We start from the raw sequence: 18622 nt of genomic DNA, 5'->3' as shown, positions 1-18622 counted from the left end.
GGCACAAGATCGCCCGGCTGACCTCCCGGACGATCACCAACGAGAAGGTGCTGTTCTCCAAGCTGGACAGCCAGCCGCCGACCGTCCCGGTGCTCGACCTCCAGGAGTACGCGGTGGGCACGGTCTGCGCGGCGGTGCCGCTGACGGCGGGCGCGGCCGTGGGCTGCCTGGCGCTCTCCCTGCCGATCGAGCACGCGCACCGGCTCCGCTCGGCGGCCGACACCCTCAACCGGCGCGCCGCTCCGGTGGTGCTCTCGCTGGCGATCTGAGGCGGGAGACCGGGGCGGGGGCAGGTCGGGCACCCGCCCCGGACGACGGGCAGTCCCGGGTGGTCATGAGCACCCCTCGGGACCAGGTAGTATTTTCTCTGTCAGCAGGCGCCGCTAGCTCAGTTGGTTAGAGCAGCTGACTCTTAATCAGCGGGTCCGGGGTTCGAGTCCCTGGCGGCGCACAGACAGAAGGAGCCCCTCGCGGAAGCGAGGGGCTCCTTCGTCGTGTCATGCCTGGAGGTAGGCGAGGACCGCGAGGACCCGGCGGTGGGTGTCCTCGGCCGGCGGCAGGTTCAGCTTCCCCAGGATGTTGCCGATGTGCTTGCCGACCGCCGCCTCCGTCACGACGAGGCGGCGGGCGATCGCCGCGTTGGAGTGCCCCTCCGCGACCAGGCCGAGGACCTCCCGCTCGCGCGGGGTCAGGCTCCGCAGCGGATCGCGGTGGCGGCGCAGCAACTGCCGTACGACCTCGGGGTCGACGACCGTGCCGCCGTCCGCCACCCGCGCCAGGGCGTCCAGGAACTCCTCGACCTGCCCGATCCGGTCCTTGAGGAGATAGCCGACGCCGGTGCCGTCTCCCGCGTCCAGGAGATCGGCGGCGTACGCGCGCTGCACGTACTGGCTGAGCACCAGGATCGGCAGCGCCGGGCGCTCGGCGCGCAGGGCGACCGCCGCGCGCAGCCCCTCGTCCTGGAAGCCGGGCGGCATCCGGACGTCGGTGACGACCACGTCCGGGTCGTGCGCCCGGACGGCGGCGATCAGGGCGTCGGCGTCACCGACGGCGGCGACCACCTCGTGGCCGAAACGGGCCAGCAGACCGATCAGTCCCTCGCGGAGGAGGACGCCGTCCTCGGCCAGGACGATTCGGAGAGGGCGCTGCACGGGATCTCCGCTCGTAGCAGGGTCGGCCCGCCGGGCGGGCTGGTGATCGTCAGTGTCCCATCGAGGACGGCGAGCCGGTCGGCGAGTCCGGTCAGCCCGGAGCCGCGCGCCGGGTCGGCGCCGCCGCGCCCGTCGTCCTCGATCCCGACGTGGAGGACGTCGCCGGTGTGGCGGGCGGTGATCCGGGCGCGGGCGGCGCCGCTGTGCCGGCCGATGTTGGCGAGGGCCTCGCGGGCGGCGAAGTAGGCGGCGCTCTCGACGGCGGCGGGCAGCCGGGGCAGGGCCTCGTCGATGCCGGAGGTCTCGACGGGGACGGCCGAGCGGTCGGCGGCGTCGGCGAGGGCGGCGGCAAGGCCGTAGTCGGCGAGGACCTGGGGATGGATGCCGTGGATCAGTTCCCGCAGCTCGGCGAGGACCCGGCCGGCCTCCTCGTGCGCCCGGGCGAGCTGGTCGGCGAGCGGCCCGGGCGGGGCGTCGTAACGGGCGAGGCCGAGGGTCATGGTGAGGGCGACGAGCCGCTGCTGGGCCCCGTCGTGGAGGTCGCGCTCGATCCGGCGCCGCTCGGCCTCGAAGGCGGCGGCGAGCCGGGCCCGGGAGGCGGTGACCTCGCCGATCCTGCCCCGCAGCTCGGCCTCGCGCGGGGCGAGCAGCGCCCGGGCGAGGGCGGCGCGGGCGCCGGCGAGGGCGGTGAGCGGATAGAGGAGGAGGGGCAGCAGGGCCAGTCCGAGGAGGGCCACGGCCAGGGCCTGCGGGAAGGAGGTGACCAGGAACGTCTTGACCACCTTCGCCTCGTGGCCGTCGGCCGCGAGCTGGAACGGCACGCCGAGCAGGGCGGCGGGCAGGCCGAGGCCGACGGCGAGCACGGCCAGGTCGAGCGGCCACAGGACGGTGGCGTGCAGCACGGCGTACGCGAGCTCCCGCCAGGTGGCCTGTTCCCGCACCCGCAGCCGGAGCCAGGCGGCGAGGCCGGGCGCCTCGGGCAGGCGATGCGGGTCGACGGCCGGCTCCCGGTCGACGAGGCGCAGCCGCCGCCGTTCGAGACCGCCGAGGGCCACGCCGGTGAGGAGGAGCAGGGGCAGCCCGACGAGGAGCAGGGAGAAGCCGGCGAGGACCAGCAGGACGAGCAGCGTGACCGCCCCGGTCACGGCGCCCGACGCGAGGTAGCCGACGGCCCGCCAGGGCCAGACGGTCCGCGCGAAGCGCCCCGGCCGGGCGGCCAGCGCCTGCCAGGCGGTACGGGGCTCGGAGCCGCGGGGGCCCTGAGGGCCGAGGGGGGTGGAGTGCCGCATGGCGGTCACGGTATGCGGGGCGGGCGGGGCGGGTCGATGGGGGTGGAGGGCGTACGGGAGGTGGGCCTGGCCCTACCTGGGGGGCGGTCGGGGGCCTTGTCCGGCAGACCGAGCCTTACGGGTCGGGGCCCGGGTCCTAAGGGTCGGGGCGTATGGGGCGTACGGGGCGGGCGGCGATGTCGTCGGGCGTGGCGCCCGCGAAGGGGGCGAGCAGCTCCCGGTAGGTGTCGGTGTCGGTCTCGGTCTCGGTGACCAGGACGCGCAGGCCCGTCAGCGGGAGGCCGTCGAGGAGGGGCAGGTGGGCCCGCCCGGTGACCGGGATCCGGCAGTCGGTGCGCCGGATGTCGCGGGCGCGTTCGGCGCCGCGCCGGGTGGGGTCGATCCCGGCGACGGCGGCCCCCGCGAGGGCCGCCGCGCCGAGCCAGAGCGGGTACTCCGGTGTGTTGTCGAGCAACCGGCCGAGGTGCGGCTCGCTCCCCGGCCGGTCGGGCATCAGCTCCGTGAGCAGGGCGGCGCGCGCGGCGGCGCCGGAGGCGACCCGGTGGTGGGTGAGGGTGGTGTGCTCGCCCCTCAGCCCGGTCCGGTGGTCGCCCCACTGGCGCCGTACGAGTTCCGCGACGGTCGTCATGCGGCGGGATGGTGGCTGACGCCTCGTCAGGTGTGAACGGTACGGAGGGGGCGGGCGCCCCTCAGAGCTGGACGTCCGAGCACGCGTAGAAGGCGTTCCCCGTGTCCGCGACCGTCCACACCGCCAGGATCAGATGGCGGCCCGTCTTGCCCGCCGGGATGGTCCCGGAGTGCGAGAGGGTCGAGGGCGGCTGCTGGCTGTTGTAGGGGACCACCAGGAAGGGCTGGGTGTCGAGGTCGGCGCGGGTCAGCGCCTTGGTCCCGGTCCAGCCGTTCTTGGTGATGTAGTAGCGGAAGTCCGTGGTCGCGTGGCGGGCGGTGAACTGCCAGCGGAAGGTGTGGCTCTGACCTGCCGTGAGCCTGGTGGTGGGCCAGGCGCCGCCGCGCGGGTCGTCGAGCTGCGCGAAGCGGGAGTTCCCGCCGGCGCATATCCTCCCGTCGGCCGGCCCGGCGGCCGGGAAGCCCTTGAGCCCCTCGACCGACTGCGGCTCCCACTGGATGTCACCGCAGTTGGCCACGGTGCGGTTGGCGCAGAGCTTCTGACGGCTGATCGGCGAGTCGGTGTAGCCGTGGCCGCTCGCGCTGGTGGTGGCGAAGAGGGAGGCGGCGGCGACGCCGAGCGCCACGGCCGCCACCCCTGTCTTTTTGCGCATGCTGTCGCTCCAGGAGAACGTGGGGGTGTTCTGTGGGCTGTGCTGCACGCGTGCGGTGGTACGTATTCCGGTCTAGACCAAGTTCCACGGTAGGGACGGAAGTTGGCCATGTCCATACCAAAGGAGCGGGCTTCCGGGGAGGCTCACGCTCCCTCTCCCTGGGTCGTACGGCCGGTGTAGAACGCCACCGTCAGATCCTTCACCAGCGCCTTCCGCTCGTAGTCGTCCAGCTCCACCAGACCACGAGAGGTCAGCCGGTGGACCACGTCGTCCACCGCGTCCACGACCGAGGTCAGGACGCTGTCCCGGTGCTTCGCGTCGAGCGCGGCGATCCGGCTGCGCCGCATCGCGGCGGCGACCTCCGGGGCGTACTCGATCCGCGTCGGCTGCGCCGAGAACACGTCGATGCCGACCGGTGCGCACTCCGCCGACAGCATCCGGGTGAGCGCCTCGCCGACGGCCTCGGAGTCGCGCAGGGTCGGCGCGTCCTCGTGGAACGCGTCCGCCGGGAGCTGTGAGAGCACCCGGGCCATCGCCGCCTCCACCTGCTCGCGCAGGTACTCCTCGTGCCGGTCGACGCCCAGCGCGGCGCGGACCGTGTCCCGGATCCGCCAGACGACGAGGACCACGACGTCCAGCGCCGTGCCCTGCGCGTCGACGGCGGGCAGCGGCTCGCTGCGCCAGTGCCGCAGTCGTACGTCCACGCGGCGGCGCAGGAGGAGCGGGCTGACCCAGAGCAGGCCGGTGCGGCGGACGGTGCCGCGGTAGTCGCCGAAGAGGGTGAGGACGAGGGCGTAACCGACCCGGCCGCGGCCGAGACCGCCCAGGGAGAAGAGGGCGAGGAGGACGCCGAGGGCGAGCAGGGCCCACTGGCCGAGGTGGATGCCGTGGTACGGGCGCGAGGGCAGCCGCAGCATCCGGTTCACCTCGTCGGGCACGGCGCCCGTCCACCACACGATCGCCGCGCACGCGAGCAGCGCGAGCGCCCCGCCGGCCACCCCGACCCAGCCGGGCAGCACCGGACCGGGCCGCTCCACCAGCTTCGGATCGGCGGTGGGAGCGGGGCGGGTGGGCGCGGGGGCGGCGGCGCGGGTGGGCGCGGGGATGGCCGGCTTGGCGGTGGACGCGGGGGCGGGCTTGGTCTTGGGCGCGGTCGTCTTCGGTACGGGGACGGTGGCGGGCCCGCCGTCGTCCGCGCCGGCGCCGGCGCCGTCCGGCTCGTCCCGGAACAGCAGGTGCACCGGAATGGACCCGGTGCTCTCGTTCCCGATCACCGTCCGCCGCCGCGCCCCGCCCGCGCGGGGGGTCACCGCGGCGGAGGCGGCCACCGGCACGGCGACGGTCTTGACCGGCACACCCGCGATCCACCCGAAGTCGACGACCTTCCCCCGCCGTGCGGGGGCGGCCCCCGTAGGCACGCTGTCCTGAGCCTTCGAGGTGCTCGACACAGCGGCGTGGGGTGAGGCCGGGGCCGGGGCCGAGGCCGGGGCCGACGAGGCGCCTCCGGAACCGGCGGGCGCGCCCTGCGGGGTGGACTGCGACGAGGACGGGGCCCCGGGAGCGGGCGCAGTCGGCGACGCCTGCCGCGCCGCCGAGGCCGGTGCGCCGTCCGGCGAAGCCGCCTGCGGCGACGACACACCCCCGGGCGGGGGCGTGGCCGGAGCGGCGAGGGTGGTCGCGCCAGAGGGAGTCATCGGAGCGCCGGCCCCCGGGGCCGGGGGCGCCGAAGCGGGTGCACTTGGCCGCGCACCCGGCGAGGCCGCCTGCGGGGCGGCCTGAGCCGGACTCGACACACCACCGGGTTGCGTCACCCCCGGCGCAGCCACACCCGAGCCCGGCCGGTCACCCGCGACGGACGGGGCGGACTGCGACGAGGCCGGAGCACCGGGCATGCCCCCGGAACCGGCAGGCGCACCCTGCGGGGTGGCGGTCGCACCGACCGGAGCCGACGACGCGGGCGCGGCCGGCCGCGTATCCGAACCCCCGCCGGACGCCGCCACGCCACCCGGCGCAGCCTGACCCGGCCCCGAAGTGCCGCCGGGTTGCGTCACACCCGGCGCGGCCACGCCCGAAGGCGAGCCCGGCCGGGCACCGGCACCGCCGGGACCCGCGACGGACGGGGCGGATTCCGGCGAGGCCGGAGCCCCAGGCGCGCCCCCGGAACCGGCGAGCGCACCCTGCGGGGTGACGGTCGTACCGACCAGAGACGACGACGCAGCCACCCCCGAAGGCGAGGCCGAAACCGGCCGGGCACCCGCACCGCCCGGACCCGCGACGGCCGTTGCCGGGACGCCGGACGCACCCTGCGGGGCGGACTGCGACGAGACCGGGGCCCCAGGAGCGCCCCCGGAACCGGCAGGCGCACCCTGCGAGGTGGCGATCGCACCGACCAGAGCCGACGACGCAGCCACGCCCGAAGGCGAGCCCGAGCCCGGCCGGGCACCCGCACCGCCCGGACCCGCGACGGACGTCGCCGGGACGCCGGACGCACCCTGCGGGGCGGACTCCAACGAGACCGGAGCCCCCGGCGCGCCCCCGGAACCGGCGGGCACACCCTGCGGGGTCGCGGATGCAGCCTGCGGGGCGGACTCCAACGAGGCCGGAGCACCGGGCGCGCCCCCGGAACCGGCGGGCACACCCTGCCGGGTGGCGGGCGTACCGACCAGAGCCGACGAAGCGGGCACGGCCAGCCGCCTATCCGAACCGGCACCGGACGTCGCCGCGCCACCCGGCGAAGCCGCGGGCGCCGCCGGCGCCCCGGGCCCGGTCGCCGTACCGGCCGGCGACGTCCCAGCCGGCCGGGCACCGGCACCGCCCTCGCCGTACGCGGGCTGCGGCGCGGCCGAAGAGGCTGGCGGGGTCGGGGTCCCGGCGGCGAGGGTGGTGTCGTCGGAGGGAGCCACCGGAGAGCCGGACCCGCAGGGCGGGGCCGGGGAGGCGGGTGCGCCGCTCTGGGCGGGCGCCGAAGCCGCGCTCCCGGGCCGGTCCGGCCCCGGGGTGGGCGGCATCGGCCCCGTACCGCCGCCCGGGGGGGCCGGCGGGCGGGGGCGGCCGGTGGTGAGGCGGCGGGCGGTGCGGGCCGCGTCGCGGGTGGCGGCCGGGCCGGAGTCCGGGGGGTTCGGGGTCGATGCCGTCATTCGGTCCACCTCATGTTCTCGGGGTCATCGGAACAAGCGCCGCCAGGTCTCCGGGCCCGGGTAGCCGTCGGCCGCGCCGCCGCGCCAGCCCTGGGCCCGCTGGAAGGCCTCGACGTTGCGACGGTCCGCCTCCGTCCACCGCGGACCGGGGCCCGACACGTAGTGCCTGCCGAAGCCCCGCTTCACCAGTTGTTTGCCCAGCTTCTCCACATATGCGTTGGATTGGCCCGGACGGAAGTAGCCACGCCCGGGGAACCCGCTCGCAGATGCGCTCGACCCGCCCGAACCACTCGAACCGCCGATGTCCTTGCCCTGGCCGCTCACGAGCAGCGCCCACGTCTGCGGACCCGGCAGCCCGTCCGCCTCGCGGCCCTTCCAGCCCTGGGCCCGCTGGAATGCCTGGGTGGCGCGGCGGTCCGCCTCGCCCCAGCGGGGGCCGGGGCCGAGGCTGTAGTACTTCTTGGCGCCGCGCGCGACGAGCAGTTTCCCGAGCTGGGTGACGTACGCGTTGTTCGCGCCGGGGCCGAACTTCGAGGCCCCCGGGTACGGCGTCACGGTCGCGGACGGCCCGCCCCCGGTGCCGCCGCCGCCACCGCCGCCGCTGACCACGCCCTTGTAGCGGTAGGCGACGTAGCGGTCGGAGTGCTCCCAGTACGCGAACGGGGTCGCCTGCTTCCGCGTGCGCGGCTTGGTCTGCTCGTACGCGATGTAGGCGGTGTGGGTGTAGTCGGTCCACCCGCCGAAGATCGTCACGTGCGAGCCGCGCGTCGGGTCGGCGGGGTTGTGGAAGAGCAGGATGTCGCCGGCCTGGAGGTCGGCGCGGTCGATCCGGTCGGCGAAGCGGTCGAGGCTGCCGGTCCACTCGTTGCTGCGGAGGTTCCAGGCCATGGAGATGTAGCCGGAGCAGTCCTGGCGGTAGCCGTCGTTCCAGTAGCGGTCCATCGAGTACGGGACCTGGGCGGAGACCCACTTCTTCGCGCGGTTGATGATCTCGGCGCGGGTGGTCTTGCGCAGGGACTGCACCGAGATCTGACTGGTCGTCGGGGTCGCACCGGGGGACGGGGCCGAGGCGGGGCCGGGCGCGCCGCCGTGGAGCGGGCCCCGGCCGCCCTGCGGGGTGTCGGGTCCGGGCCCCGCGTCCTCGGCACCGCCCGCCGCTCTGTCGGCCGCGTCCCCCGCACCGCCCGCCGCTCTGTCCGCCGAGCCCCCCGCCGCGCTGTCCACAGCCGGGTCCGCGCCGGCCACCCCCGCCCCGCCTCCGCCCAGGACCACCCCCGCCGCCGTCATCAGGACCAGCGCGCGACGGGCGCCGTGCGCGGCCGGGTGGCCTCCCGCACGGACGGGCAGCCCGAGGGCGAGGTCGCGCCGCTGCCGGGCGCAGCCCGGGCAGCCGCAGTCGGCCGCGGGTTCGATTTCTTCGAAGACCGGCACACTCATGCGTTCCCCTCCACACTCGTCAAGATCTTTTGACCGCTCTGGCACGGGCGTCAGTGTCTCAACTGTCTGGACAAATCGCATTTTGACGGATCGAAGACTCAATACGACCATCCGACAGGCCGTGCGGGACCGGAAATGGTCAGGAGCACCCTCGGGAGTCCTGTAAAGTTATCCACGTCAGCAGGCGCCGCTAGCTCAGTTGGTTAGAGCAGCTGACTCTTAATCAGCGGGTCCGGGGTTCGAGTCCCTGGCGGCGCACGCGCAAGACCGAGGCCCTTCACCGGATGGTGAAGGGCCTCGGTCGTTTCTCTTTCTTGTTTTCGTTTTCCGTGTGCTGTTTTCCGTTTCCTCTACAGTGAGCGGGACCACACCCGACCTCCCGCGGCGGCTCCGGGCTCCTCCCGCGGCCCGTGAGCCCGCGGTCGAGGACCGGACCGGCCGGCGGCCGGCACCTCCGCCCCGCCGGCCGGCCCCCGGTCGGACCGCCTCAGTCCCGCGCGCCCGTCAGATACGCCGAGACGACGACGTTCGCCGTGTACGTGCCGGTCTCCCGGTCGAAGGTGCCGCCGCAGGTGATCAGCCGCAGCTCCGCCCGGCCCGGCAGGTGCGGGCCATAGGCCCTTCGGGCGTCGAAACGGTCTCTGGGCAGGACCTGGACGTCGTCGATCGTGAATTCCGCGACGCTTCCGTCCGAACGGGTCACGCGCACCGTCGCGCCGGGGCGGGCCGCGCTCAGGCCGTAGAAGACGGCGGGGCGGCTCTCGGTGTCGACGTGACCGACGAGGAGGGCGGCCCCGGAGGCGCCCGGACGGGTGCCGGAGCCGTACCAGCCGACGGTGTGCGGCATGGCGTACGGCGGCGGGTCGATCGCCCCGTCCGCGTCCAGGCCGCGGGCCACGACGGGGGCCGAGACGCCGAGGGACGGGATCTCCACGCGGCGCGGCTCGGCGGCCGGGAGCGGGGCGTGCGCCGGGGGCAGGGGCGCGCCGAGGGGGCGGCCGACGGCGGCGATGTCGCCGGTCGTCGGCGCCGAGGCGCGGCCGGGTCCGTCGGATGCCCGCTCGCCCCAGACCCAGAGGCCGAGGAGCAGGACCGCCCAGGCGGCGCCGGTCAGCGCCCGGCCGGAGGGCATCGGACTCAGTCCGCGCCCCGGCGACGGCGCGCGCTGCGGAGGGCGACCGCCACCGCGGCGACGGCGGCCATGCCGAGGCCCAGGAGGGTGTACGGGGTGCCGAGGCCCGCCTCGCCGGCGGTCTGCGCCACGCCGGGCGCGACCGGGGCGGCGAACGCGGCCGTCCCTCCGCCGCCCGCGCGGACCGGGGCGATCGGGGACGGGTGGTGGGTGGGCCGGTGGGTCGGCTCCTGGTGCCGCTTGACGTGGACGGTGCCGGCGTCGGGGTGGTCGTGGCCGTCGCAGGTCACGGTGACCTTGTAGGTGCCCTCGCGGAGGCCCGACTTCACGGTGGTGTCGCCGTACAGCGGGTTCTTGCCCCCGTCCCGGCCGGTGAGCTCGGCGTCCGCGACGAACGCCGGGGACTTGGCGGCGCCGGTGGTGCCCTTGCAGCCGGTGACGCGGACGTCGATGTCCGCGCCGGGCGCCGCGGTGGACGGGGTGACGGTGGCCTTGACCCCGTCGTGGGCGAGGGCGGTGCCCGCCGCGGGGGCGAGCGCCAGAACCACGGCCGCCCCTGCGGCACGGAGAGCGATGGGACCTGAACGCATGGTGACCTCCTGATCGCAGGGTCACCCCGTTCGGGCCCTTTCGCATCCCCAGAGGGCCGATCAGGGCCCTCACCTGCGCGGACTCAGACGCGGTCGACGAGGTCCGCGATCGACTTCACGATCTTCGACGGGCGGTACGGGAAGCGGTCGATCTCCGCCTGGGTGGTCAGGCCGGTGAGCACCAGGAAGGTCTGCATGCCGGCCTCCAGGCCGGCCAGGATGTCGGTGTCCATCCGGTCGCCGATCATGGCGCTGGTCTCGGAGTGGGCGCCGATGGCGTTCAGGCCGGTGCGCATCATCAGCGGGTTCGGCTTGCCGGCGAAGTACGGCTCCTTGCCGGTCGCCTTGGTGATCAGCGCGGCGACCGACCCGGTGGCGGGCAGCGGGCCCTCCAGGGACGGGCCGGTCTCGTCCGGGTTGGTGCAGATGAAGCGGGCGCCGGCGTTGATGAGCCGGACCGCCTTGGTCATGGCCTCGAAGGAGTACGTCCGGGTCTCGCCGAGGACGACGTAGTCGGGGTCGTGGTCGGTGAGCACGTAGCCGATGTCGTGCAGCGCGGTGGTGAGGCCGGCCTCGCCGATGACGTACGCGGTGCCGCCGGGGCGCTGGTCGTCGAGGAACTTGGCGGTGGCGAGCGCCGAGGTCCAGATGTTCTCGACGGGCACGTTCAGGCCCATGCGGGCCAGGCGGGCGTGCAGGTCGCGGGCGGTGTAGATCGAGTTGTTGGTGAGGACCAGGAAGGGCTTCCCGGTGTCCCGCAGCTTCGTGATGAACGCGTCGGCACCGGGGATCGGAACGCCCTCGTGGATGAGGACGCCGTCCATGTCGGTGAGCCAGGATTCGATCGGCTTGCGCTCTGCCATGGGTGCGGGACTCCTGCCGTACGTGCCGTCGGGTACGGACCGAAGGTGCCGTACCCGCCGTGCGGTGTGCTGGGGGCGACGCGACTGCGCTGTGGCGACGCCCCCAGACTAGGTCAGGAAGCCCGCACGGTGACCCCGTCGATCACCCAGTACCAGTTGTTGGACCCGGTGTAGCGGAAGCGGAAGCTCACGCTGGACGCGCCGGAGGGCACGTTCACCGTCAGGGACTGCGGCTGCGAGATCACGTCCGCGGTGTAGCTCTTGACGAGCGTCGGCGTGCCGCCGTTGAAGGAGGCCAGGACCTGGGCCGTCTGGCCGCCCTCCTGGCGGTAGAGGGTGGTGAAGCCCAGGGTGACCCGGGTGGCGCCGGCGACGGAGTGGGCGGGGGTGACCAGCGTCGAGTCGTAGGGACCGGAGAAGGTCTTGTCGGCCCACTCGTCGGAGTCGGCGACGGCGAAGACGCCCCGCGAGCGGACGTTGAGCTCGCGCTGCTGGTCGGCTTGCGTCCGGGACCAGAACTCGTCGGTGGCGAAGGACCAGCCGCGCCACTCGGTCACGCCGCCCGTGCCCATGGCGGTGTTGATGACGGACCATCCGGTGGGCGGGGTGTGGGTGAAGCCGAGGACGCCGGTGGGGATGCCGGTCTCGTCGACGCGCCGGCCGAGGGAGGACTGCAGGGTGTCGAAGGGGTCCGTGGAGCGCTGCTGGAGGGGCTTGCCGTCCAGGCCCCAGGCCGGGTCGGGGGTGATGCCGAGCTGGTGGAAGACGGTGGCGGCGACGTCGACGAGCCGGGTGTCGAGGGGGCGGGCGCCGGCGGCGATGCCGGGGCCGGTGGCGAGGACGAAGGTGCGGCGCTCCTCGATCGAGCTGCCGCCGTGGCCCCCCGCGTCGACGTGGCCGTGGTCGGTGGCGACGATGACGGTCCAGCGTTCGGTGGCGTAGGTGGGGCGGGCCTTGATGGCGGCGAGCATCCGGCCGAGCTGGGCGTCCTGCACGGCGATGGCGTCGAGGTACTTCTGTCCGGTGCCGTTCGCGTGGGCGACGACGTCGGTGTTGCCGAGGTAGACGAAGAGGACGTCCGGGTTCTGGTCGCGGAGGACCGACTCGGTCTCGGCGGTGATGGTGGCGTCGTGGGCGACGTAGCCGTCGCGGTCGCCGTCGAGGACGAGCTTGGCGTCGGCGCCGGGGGTGACGGTGCCCTGGGTGTCGAGGGGCTTCCAGTCGACGGCGGCGTACGTGGACAGCTCGGGCCGCACCTGGGCGAGACGGGCCAGGAAGCCGGGGTAGGTGCCGTAGTTCTTGCCGGTGAAGGTGTTGTCCTTGACGCCGTGCTTGTCGGGCCAGACACCCGTGGAGATGGTCGACCAGCCGGGGCCGGAGGAGGTGGCGGCCATGGGGTTGGCGTACAGCAGCGACAGGCCGTAGGTGCCGTCTCTCATCATGGACTTCAGGTGCGGGGCGTTCGCCGCGTCGATGCGGTCGTGGCGCAGCCCGTCCATCCCGACGACGAGCACCTTGTCCTTGCTGGTGCCGTTGGGGAGAGTGGGCGCGGCGGCCCCGGCGGCGGGGGCGGTGGCGAGGCCGGTGGCGGTGAGGGCGGCGGTGGCGCCGGCGGCGGCGAGCACGCCGCGGCGGGAGATGCCGGTGTGCGGCATGTCTGGAGTCCTCCGTGAAAGGGGGGCGAGGGGGCGAGGGGCGGCTCAACGCCCCTGGTTTCCCAGGGGCGTTGAGCCCGACTTCGGTCCGTACCCGTTATCTTTCCGCGACACTTCCGTGGGACGGAAGGTATGTGCGGTGAACTCTTGGGCCGTGCCCGGTCAACTGCCGGTGGCGGCCTTCCACGCGTCGATGTACGTGGGCAGGTTCTTGTCGATGTCGGCCCAGTCCGGCTCGAAGACCTCCACGCCCTCCATCAGCTTCGCCAGCGCGAGGGCGTTGGCGTCGGTGGGCTTGACGTCCTGGCGGGCCGGGAAGCCGCCGCCGATGGCGCTGACCTCGCGCTGGGCCTGCTCGCCGAGCATGAAGTCGAGGAGCTTCTTGCCGTTCTCGCTGTGCGGGGCGCCGCTGACCAGGCCCGCGGCGTACGGCAGGGCGAAGGTGGTGGGCCTGCCGCCCTGCTTCGCGGGGAACCAGATGGCGAGGTTCGGCATGGAGCGGGCCTGGGCGAAGTTCATCTGGACGTCGCCGTTGGCGACGAGGATCTCGCCCTTGTCGACCTTCGGGGCGAGCTTGGAGGTGGAGGAGGACGGGCCGACGTTGTTGGCCTGGAGCTCCTTCAGGTACTCCATCGCCGGCTCCTTGCCGCCGAAGTCGTGCATGGCCTTGATCACCACGGCGGTGCCGTCGCCCGCGACGCCCGGGGTGGAGTACTGGATCCGGTCCTTGTACTTCGCGTCGAGGAGCTGCTCCCAAGTCGTCGGCGGGGTCGTCAGCTCCTTCTTGTTGTGGATGAAGCCGAAGTAGTTGTTGACGACGGAGGTCCACTTCCCGTCGCTCGCCTTGTCGCCGCCGGCGACCTGCTCGGAGCCCTTGGGCGCGTACGCCTGGAGCAGTCCCTTGGAGTCGGCCTGCTGGATGAAGGGCGGCAGGGTGACGAGGACGTCGGCCTGGGTGTTGCGCTTCTCGCGGGCGGCGCGCTGCACCATCTCGCCGGAGCCGCCCTCGACGTACTTCACCTTGATGCCGGTCTGCTTCTCGAAGTCCTTGAAGACCTTGTCGTACCAGCCGTCGCCCGCCTCGCCCTTGAGGCCGTCGGCGCTGTAGACGGTGACGATCTTCTCGTCGGAGGCGGCGGAGGAGCCGCCGCAGGCGGTGAGGGCCGCGGCGAGGGCGAGACAGCCGGCGACGGCGGCGATCGGCCGGGCGTGCGGGGACATCGTGCGCATAACGTCGTTCTCTCCTAGCGGTACGGGCGGTGCCGGCGGTACGGGGGGCCTGCCAGCGGTACGGGGTTCTGCTAGCGGTACGGGGTTCTGCTAGCGGTACGAGGCTTTGGTGCGGATACGGGAGACGGCGAGCAGGACGAGCAGCGTCGCCGTCATCAGGACCACGGCGAGGGCCGAGCCCGTGAAGAGCGAGCCGCGGTCGGTGGCCGTGAAGACCAGCACCGGAAGCGGCAGCCAGTCCGGCGGGTAGAGCATCATCGTGGCGCTCAGCTCGCCCATGGACAGGGCGAAACAGAGCCCCGCCGCCGCGTTCAGCGACGGCAGCAGGAGCGGCAGCCGCACCCGGAGCAGCACGTACGAGGGGCGGGCGCCGAGGCTGGCCGCCGCCTGCTCGTACACCGGGTCCAGGCGCAGGATGGCGGCCGAGACCGACTGGTAGGCGAACGCCGTGACAAGAACAGTGTGCGCGAGGATCACGATCCAGCGCGTGCCGTTCAGGAGCAGCGGCGGCTGCGAGAAGGCGACGAGCACGGCGAGGCCGACGACCACGGACGGCACCGCCACCGGCAGCACGAACAGCGCGTCGAGCAGCCTGCGGCCGCGTCGGCGCAGCGCGGACGCGGCGAGCGCGGCCCAGGTCCCGGCGGTCAGCGCGAGCAGGCTCGCGGCGAGCGCGGTGACCAGGCTGGTGGTGAGCGCCCGCAGGGACTCGCCGCGCACGGCGGCCGCGTAGTGGGCGGTGGTCGGCCCGGAGGGGAAGGCGCCGGACCAGTTCGTGGCGAACGAGGCGGCCAGGATGACGAGGAGGGGCAGGGCGAAGAGGGGCACGAAGAGGACGGCGAAGACGGCCCAGCTCGCCCACCGCCCGGCGCGGCTATGCACCAGCACGCTTGCTCACCACCCGGTACAGGCCGTACAGGCCCACGGAGATCGCGACGTTGACGACGGCGACCACGCACGCGGCGGCGTAGTCGGACTCGAGGATGGCCTTGCCGTAGACGAGCATCGGAAGGGTCGTGACGCCCTTGGCGCCGGTGAAGAGGACGATGCCGAACTCGTTGAGGCACATGACCAGGACGAGGCTGCCGCCGGCGGCGAGCGCGGGCAGCGCCTCGGGCAGGATCACCTGCCGGACGATCCGCAGCGGCCGCGCGCCGAGCGAGGACGCCACCTCCAGTTGCGCGGTCTCCATCTGCGAGAACGCGGCGAGGAGGGGCCGCATCACGAAGGGCGTGAAGTAGGTGATCTCCGCGAGCAGGACGCCCCAGGGCGTGGTCAGGAAGCGGAAGGGGCCGGTCTCGGCGCCGGTGAGGTCCGTCCACACGCCGTTGGCCATGCCGACGGTGCCGTAGAGGAACAGCAGGGCGAGCGTGATGAGGAAGGACGGGAAGGACAGGAAGACGTCGATGGACTTCGACACCGCCCTGCCGCCGGGGAACGGCACGAAGGCGATGACGAGCGCCAGCACGAAGCCGAGCACGAGACAGCCGGCGGTGGACGCGACGGCGAGCCACACGGTGGTGACGAGCGCGTCCCGGAAGGAGGCGGAGGCGAAGACCTCGGCGTACGCGCCGGGCGCCAGGGACTCCCGGACGACGAGCGCCAGCGGGTAGAGGAAGACCACGGCGAGGGCGACGACGGGGGGCGCGGCCCAGAGCCAGGGTGGCAGGGACCGGCGGGCCGCCGGGGCCGCGCTCTGCGCGGGGGCGGGAGGGGCGGGCACGAGCCCCGGCGCGGGGCGCTCCTTCGTGAGACCCGCGGCCCGGCTAGCCATCGGTCACCCCCGCCGCGAGCAGCACCGCGTCCTCGCGGGCGAAGTGCAGCGTCACCGCGTCGCCGAGCGCCGGCGTCTCGCGGAGCTCCCGCACGTCCGCCTTCACGCGGTGGCCGCCCGCCACGTCCACGTACAGGCGGTGGGTGGCGCCGCGCCACTGGACCTCGGCGATCCGGCCGCGCAGGGCGTTGGGGCCCTCCCCCAGGCCCACGAGGTGCGGCCGTACGCAGAGGGTGGCGGTGGCACCGGGCGCCGCGTCCGCGACCGGTACGTCGAGGGCGACGCCGTCCGCCGTGCCGTCGAGGGTGACGCCGTCCGTGCCGACCGTCACCGGCAGCAGGTTGGCGTTGCCGACGAAGGAGGCGGTGAACGCGGTGCGGGGCCGCCGGTACAGCTCCTGCGGGGTGCCGCAGTCCTGGAGGCGGGCCCGGTCCATGACGGCGATCCGGTCGGCGAGGGTGAGCGCCTCGACCTGGTCGTGGGTGACGTACAGGAAGGAGACCTCGGGCAGCTCGCGGTGCAGCTTGGCCAGTTCGGCGAGCATGCCGGAGCGCAGTTGGGCGTCGAGCGCGGAGAGCGGTTCGTCGAGGAGGAGGACGTTCGGGCGGATGGCGAGCGCGCGGGCGATGGCGACGCGCTGCTGCTGGCCGCCGGAGAGCTCGCGCGGGTAGCGCCGGGCGTAGGCCGCCATCCCGGTCATCTCCAGGGCCTCGGCGACCCGTCCGGGGATCTCGCTCTTGGGGGCCTTCCGCGCCTTCAGGCCGAAGGCGACGTTGTCCTCGACCCGCAGGTGCGGGAAGAGGGCGTAACTCTGGACGACCATGCCGATGTCCCGCTGGTAGGGCGGGAGGTCGGTGACGTCCCGGTCGCCGATGAAGACCCGCCCGGCGGCCGGCCGGACGAATCCGGCGACGGTCCGCAGGGCGGTGGTCTTGCCGGAGCCGGAGGGTCCGAGCAGGGCCATGACCTCGCCGGGTTCGACGGTCAGGTCGAGCGAGTCGAGGACGGTGTGGCCGCCGTAGGCGACGGAGACGCCGGCGAAGCGGATGCCGCTGGTCATGCCTCGGACTCCCTCAGCAGCGCGGGGAGTCCGGCGACCGAGGCGAGGACGTGCGTGGCACCGTGCTCCTTCAGCGCGGCCTCGTCGTGGGCGCCGGTCAGGACGCCCGCCACGATCCCGGCCCCGGCGCGGACCCCGCTGAGCATGTCGTACGAGGTGTCGCCCGCGACCACGATCCGCCGGACGTCGTCGACGGCGGCCGTACGGAGGAAGGCGCCGAGGATCATGTCCGGGTACGGGCGCCCCCGGCCGCCCGCGTCCGCCGGGCAGAGCGTCAGGGCCACCAGGTCCCGCCAGCCGAGGGCGTCGAGGATGGCGTCCTGGGTGACGCGGGCGAAACCGGTGGTCAGGACGACCGTGCGGCCCTGGTCCCTCAGCTCGGCGATCGCCTCGGCCGCGCCCGGGACGGGGGCGATGAGGCCGTCGGCGACCAGCTCTCCGTACGCCTCCTCGAAGGCGAGGTTGGCCTGCCGGGCGCGGCTCTCGTCGCCGCCGAAGAGGTGGCGGAATACGGAGATCTTGGACTCGCCCATGGTGGCGCGGACGTAGTCGATCATCGTCGCGGGGTCTTCGCCGAGGCGGGTCGCGGCGGCCGTGAAGGCGCGCTCGACGAGGCCGCCGTCGGCGACGGTGGTACCGGCCATGTCGAGGACGACGAGGTCGTGGCGGCCGCGGGTGCGGTCGTCGGTCGTGCGGTCGGTCGTGGGGTCCGTCGCGCGGTGGGTCATGCGGTCGGCCGTGCGGCCCGTCGTGCCGTCCGTCGTGTGGTCGGTCGTGCGGTCGGTCGTGCGGTCGGTCGTGGTCTTCATCGGGTTCACCAGCCCAGTTCGTTCGCGGTGGTCTCGGCGATGGCGGGCGAGCAGGTCATGCCGCGGCCGCCGGGTCCCGTCACCAGCCACACCCCGTCGCGGACCTGCTGGCGGTGCACGACCCGGCTGGTGTCGACGCACTGCGCGTACACGCCGGCCCAGCGGCGCCGGACGCGCGGCAGCGGGCGGCCGAGGAGGGACTCGACCACGCGGGTGAGGTGCTCGTAGGGGTCTTCGAGGGTGTCGAAGGCGAAGGGGTGCTCGTACTCGTGGGTGTCGCCGATGGTCAGTCCGCCGTCGAGACGCTGCACCATCAGGAGCTGCATCTTGTGGGCGGCGGCGGTCGGGTCCTGGGCCTGCCCGGCGTTGAGGGCGTCGAGCGCCTCGGAGGCGTAGGCGGGGTAGTAGCGGAAGGAGTCGGCGTCGGCGACGGAGGTGGTGAGGGGCTCGCCGAGCGGGTCGGTCTGCATCATCTGGAGCCGCACCCGGCGGACCGGTATCTCACCGGCGATCTCGCGGACCAGACCGGAGAGCCAGGCGCCGGTGCACAGGACGACGACGTCGCCGGTGTGGGTGTCGCCGTGGTCGTCGCGGACCGCGCCGGACCCGCTTCCCCGGGCGTCCACGACCTCCCGCACCTCGCGGTGCGGCAGGAAGGTGTAGCGGCCGGTGGCGAGGAGGGCCTCGCGCAGGGCGAGCTGGGCGGTGCGGGGCTCGACGGCGGCGTCCCGCTCGCACCACAGGGCGGCGTCGAACGCGCCGCGCAGGGCCGGGTTGACGGCCCGGGCCTCGGCGGGCGTGAGCAGCTTGTAGCCGCGGGCGGCGGCGTCGGGCCGGGCCACGGCGGCCTCGGCGACGGCGGTTTCGAGCGCGCCCCGGACGGGGGTGAGGGAGCCGATCGCCCGGAAGCCGAGCGCGGGGACGCGGGCGCCGATGTCCTCCCACAGCTCGCGGGCGCGCAGGGCGGTGTCGAGCTCCTCGCCGCCCGCCCGTCCGCTGACCCAGATCTGGCCGAAGTTGCGGAGCGAGGCCCCGCGCGCCTCGGCCTCGCGCTCGATGTGGACGACCTCATGGCCGCGTTCGACTGCCTGCCAGGCGTGCATGGTTCCCACCACGCCGGCTCCTACGACGATCACCTTCATGCCGTCCACGGTCGGGGCGAGGGGTGGCCCGGAAAGGTCCGCCGGGCGACGGGACGGTGAACGACCCGACAAG

The 18622-nt window shown here is 74.2% G+C and carries 16 protein-coding genes, 2 tRNA genes and 1 pseudogene; 3 read left to right on the top strand and 16 right to left on the bottom strand.

What is annotated here, in order from left to right; genetic code table 11:
• Positions 1–269, top strand: a 269-nt coding sequence (locus tag ABZ135_RS07715; RefSeq protein WP_356692862.1) for an IclR family transcriptional regulator C-terminal domain-containing protein, incomplete at its 5' end; no start/stop codon positions are given.
• Between the two features lie 108 nt (positions 270–377).
• Positions 378–451 (top strand) — tRNA-Lys (locus ABZ135_RS07710).
• 46 nt (positions 452–497) lie between these two features.
• Here the strand turns inward: ABZ135_RS07710 and ABZ135_RS07705 are convergent.
• From ABZ135_RS07705 to ABZ135_RS07680, 6 genes and pseudogenes are all read right to left on the bottom strand, one after another.
• Complete coding sequence (locus tag ABZ135_RS07705; RefSeq protein WP_356692860.1) at positions 498–1151, bottom strand: response regulator transcription factor; 654 nt, start codon at positions 1149–1151, stop codon at positions 498–500.
• Positions 1091–2440, bottom strand: coding sequence for a sensor domain-containing protein (locus ABZ135_RS07700; RefSeq protein ID WP_356692858.1), 1350 nt, complete (start codon positions 2438–2440; stop codon positions 1091–1093). Before ABZ135_RS07700 ends, ABZ135_RS07705 begins: the two co-directional genes overlap by 61 nt.
• 181 nt (positions 2441–2621) lie before the next feature.
• Positions 2622–3068: pseudogene (locus tag ABZ135_RS07695) on the bottom strand (acyl-CoA synthetase); the annotation flags it as partial.
• Positions 3069–3129: 61 nt separating this feature from the next.
• Complete coding sequence (locus ABZ135_RS07690) at positions 3130–3720, bottom strand: lytic polysaccharide monooxygenase auxiliary activity family 9 protein (RefSeq protein WP_356692856.1); 591 nt, start codon at positions 3718–3720, stop codon at positions 3130–3132.
• 143 nt (positions 3721–3863) lie between these two features.
• On the bottom strand, positions 3864–5138 hold the full coding sequence (locus tag ABZ135_RS07685; protein WP_356692854.1) for an SPFH domain-containing protein: 1275 nt from the start codon (positions 5136–5138) through the stop codon (positions 3864–3866).
• A 1743-nt stretch (positions 5139–6881) separates the two neighbouring features.
• Positions 6882–8294, bottom strand: coding sequence for a peptidoglycan-binding protein (locus ABZ135_RS07680; protein ID WP_356692852.1), 1413 nt, complete (start codon positions 8292–8294; stop codon positions 6882–6884).
• 184 nt (positions 8295–8478) lie between these two features.
• On the opposite strand from ABZ135_RS07680, the gene ABZ135_RS07675 reads away from it, so the two are divergent.
• Positions 8479–8552 (top strand) — tRNA-Lys (locus ABZ135_RS07675).
• A 229-nt stretch (positions 8553–8781) separates the two neighbouring features.
• Here ABZ135_RS07675 and ABZ135_RS07670 read toward each other — a convergent pair.
• From ABZ135_RS07670 to ABZ135_RS07625, 10 genes are all read right to left on the bottom strand, one after another.
• Entirely contained in the window at positions 8782–9426 is a 645-nt protein-coding gene (locus ABZ135_RS07670) for a class F sortase (RefSeq protein WP_356692850.1), read from the bottom strand.
• A gap of 5 nt (positions 9427–9431) precedes the next feature.
• Entirely contained in the window at positions 9432–10016 is a 585-nt protein-coding gene (locus ABZ135_RS07665) for a hypothetical protein (protein ID WP_356692848.1), read from the bottom strand.
• Positions 10017–10099: 83 nt separating this feature from the next.
• A complete protein-coding gene (locus tag ABZ135_RS07660; protein WP_345488034.1) occupies positions 10100–10879 on the bottom strand; it encodes an HAD-IIA family hydrolase in 780 nt (259 codons plus the stop codon).
• Positions 10880–10992: 113 nt separating this feature from the next.
• Complete coding sequence (locus tag ABZ135_RS07655) at positions 10993–12534, bottom strand: alkaline phosphatase family protein (protein ID WP_356692846.1); 1542 nt, start codon at positions 12532–12534, stop codon at positions 10993–10995.
• Positions 12535–12696: 162 nt separating this feature from the next.
• Positions 12697–13755 carry a 2-aminoethylphosphonate ABC transporter substrate-binding protein gene (locus tag ABZ135_RS07650; RefSeq protein WP_356693084.1) on the bottom strand — a complete coding sequence of 353 codons (1059 nt, stop codon included), beginning with the start codon at positions 13753–13755 and terminating at the stop codon, positions 12697–12699.
• A gap of 99 nt (positions 13756–13854) precedes the next feature.
• Positions 13855–14652, bottom strand: a complete 798-nt coding sequence (locus ABZ135_RS07645) for an ABC transporter permease subunit (RefSeq protein ID WP_356692844.1) — start codon at positions 14650–14652, stop codon at positions 13855–13857.
• A complete protein-coding gene (locus ABZ135_RS07640; RefSeq protein WP_356692842.1) occupies positions 14639–15538 on the bottom strand; it encodes a 2-aminoethylphosphonate ABC transporter permease subunit in 900 nt (299 codons plus the stop codon). Before ABZ135_RS07640 ends, ABZ135_RS07645 begins: the two co-directional genes overlap by 14 nt.
• Positions 15531–16598 (bottom strand): ABC transporter ATP-binding protein, encoded by a 1068-nt coding sequence (locus ABZ135_RS07635; RefSeq protein WP_356692840.1) that lies wholly within the window; start codon positions 16596–16598, stop codon positions 15531–15533. The genes ABZ135_RS07640 and ABZ135_RS07635 overlap by 8 nt, the downstream gene beginning before the upstream one ends.
• The gene (locus tag ABZ135_RS07630) at positions 16595–17326 is read right to left on the bottom strand and encodes a phosphonatase-like hydrolase (protein ID WP_356693082.1); all 732 of its coding nucleotides are present in this window, start codon (positions 17324–17326) and stop codon (positions 16595–16597) included. The genes ABZ135_RS07635 and ABZ135_RS07630 overlap by 4 nt, the downstream gene beginning before the upstream one ends.
• An 86-nt stretch (positions 17327–17412) precedes the next feature.
• Positions 17413–18549 (bottom strand): TIGR03364 family FAD-dependent oxidoreductase, encoded by a 1137-nt coding sequence (locus ABZ135_RS07625; RefSeq protein ID WP_356692838.1) that lies wholly within the window; start codon positions 18547–18549, stop codon positions 17413–17415.
• Positions 18550–18622 lie beyond the last annotated feature (73 nt).

The sequence above is a fragment of the Streptomyces sp. NPDC006339 genome (assembly GCF_040612775.1).
In the GTDB taxonomy this organism is placed as follows: domain Bacteria; phylum Actinomycetota; class Actinomycetes; order Streptomycetales; family Streptomycetaceae; genus Streptomyces.
The sequence above is the reverse complement of the archived record's forward strand: the minus strand, read 5'-3'. Positions and strand labels throughout refer to the sequence as shown.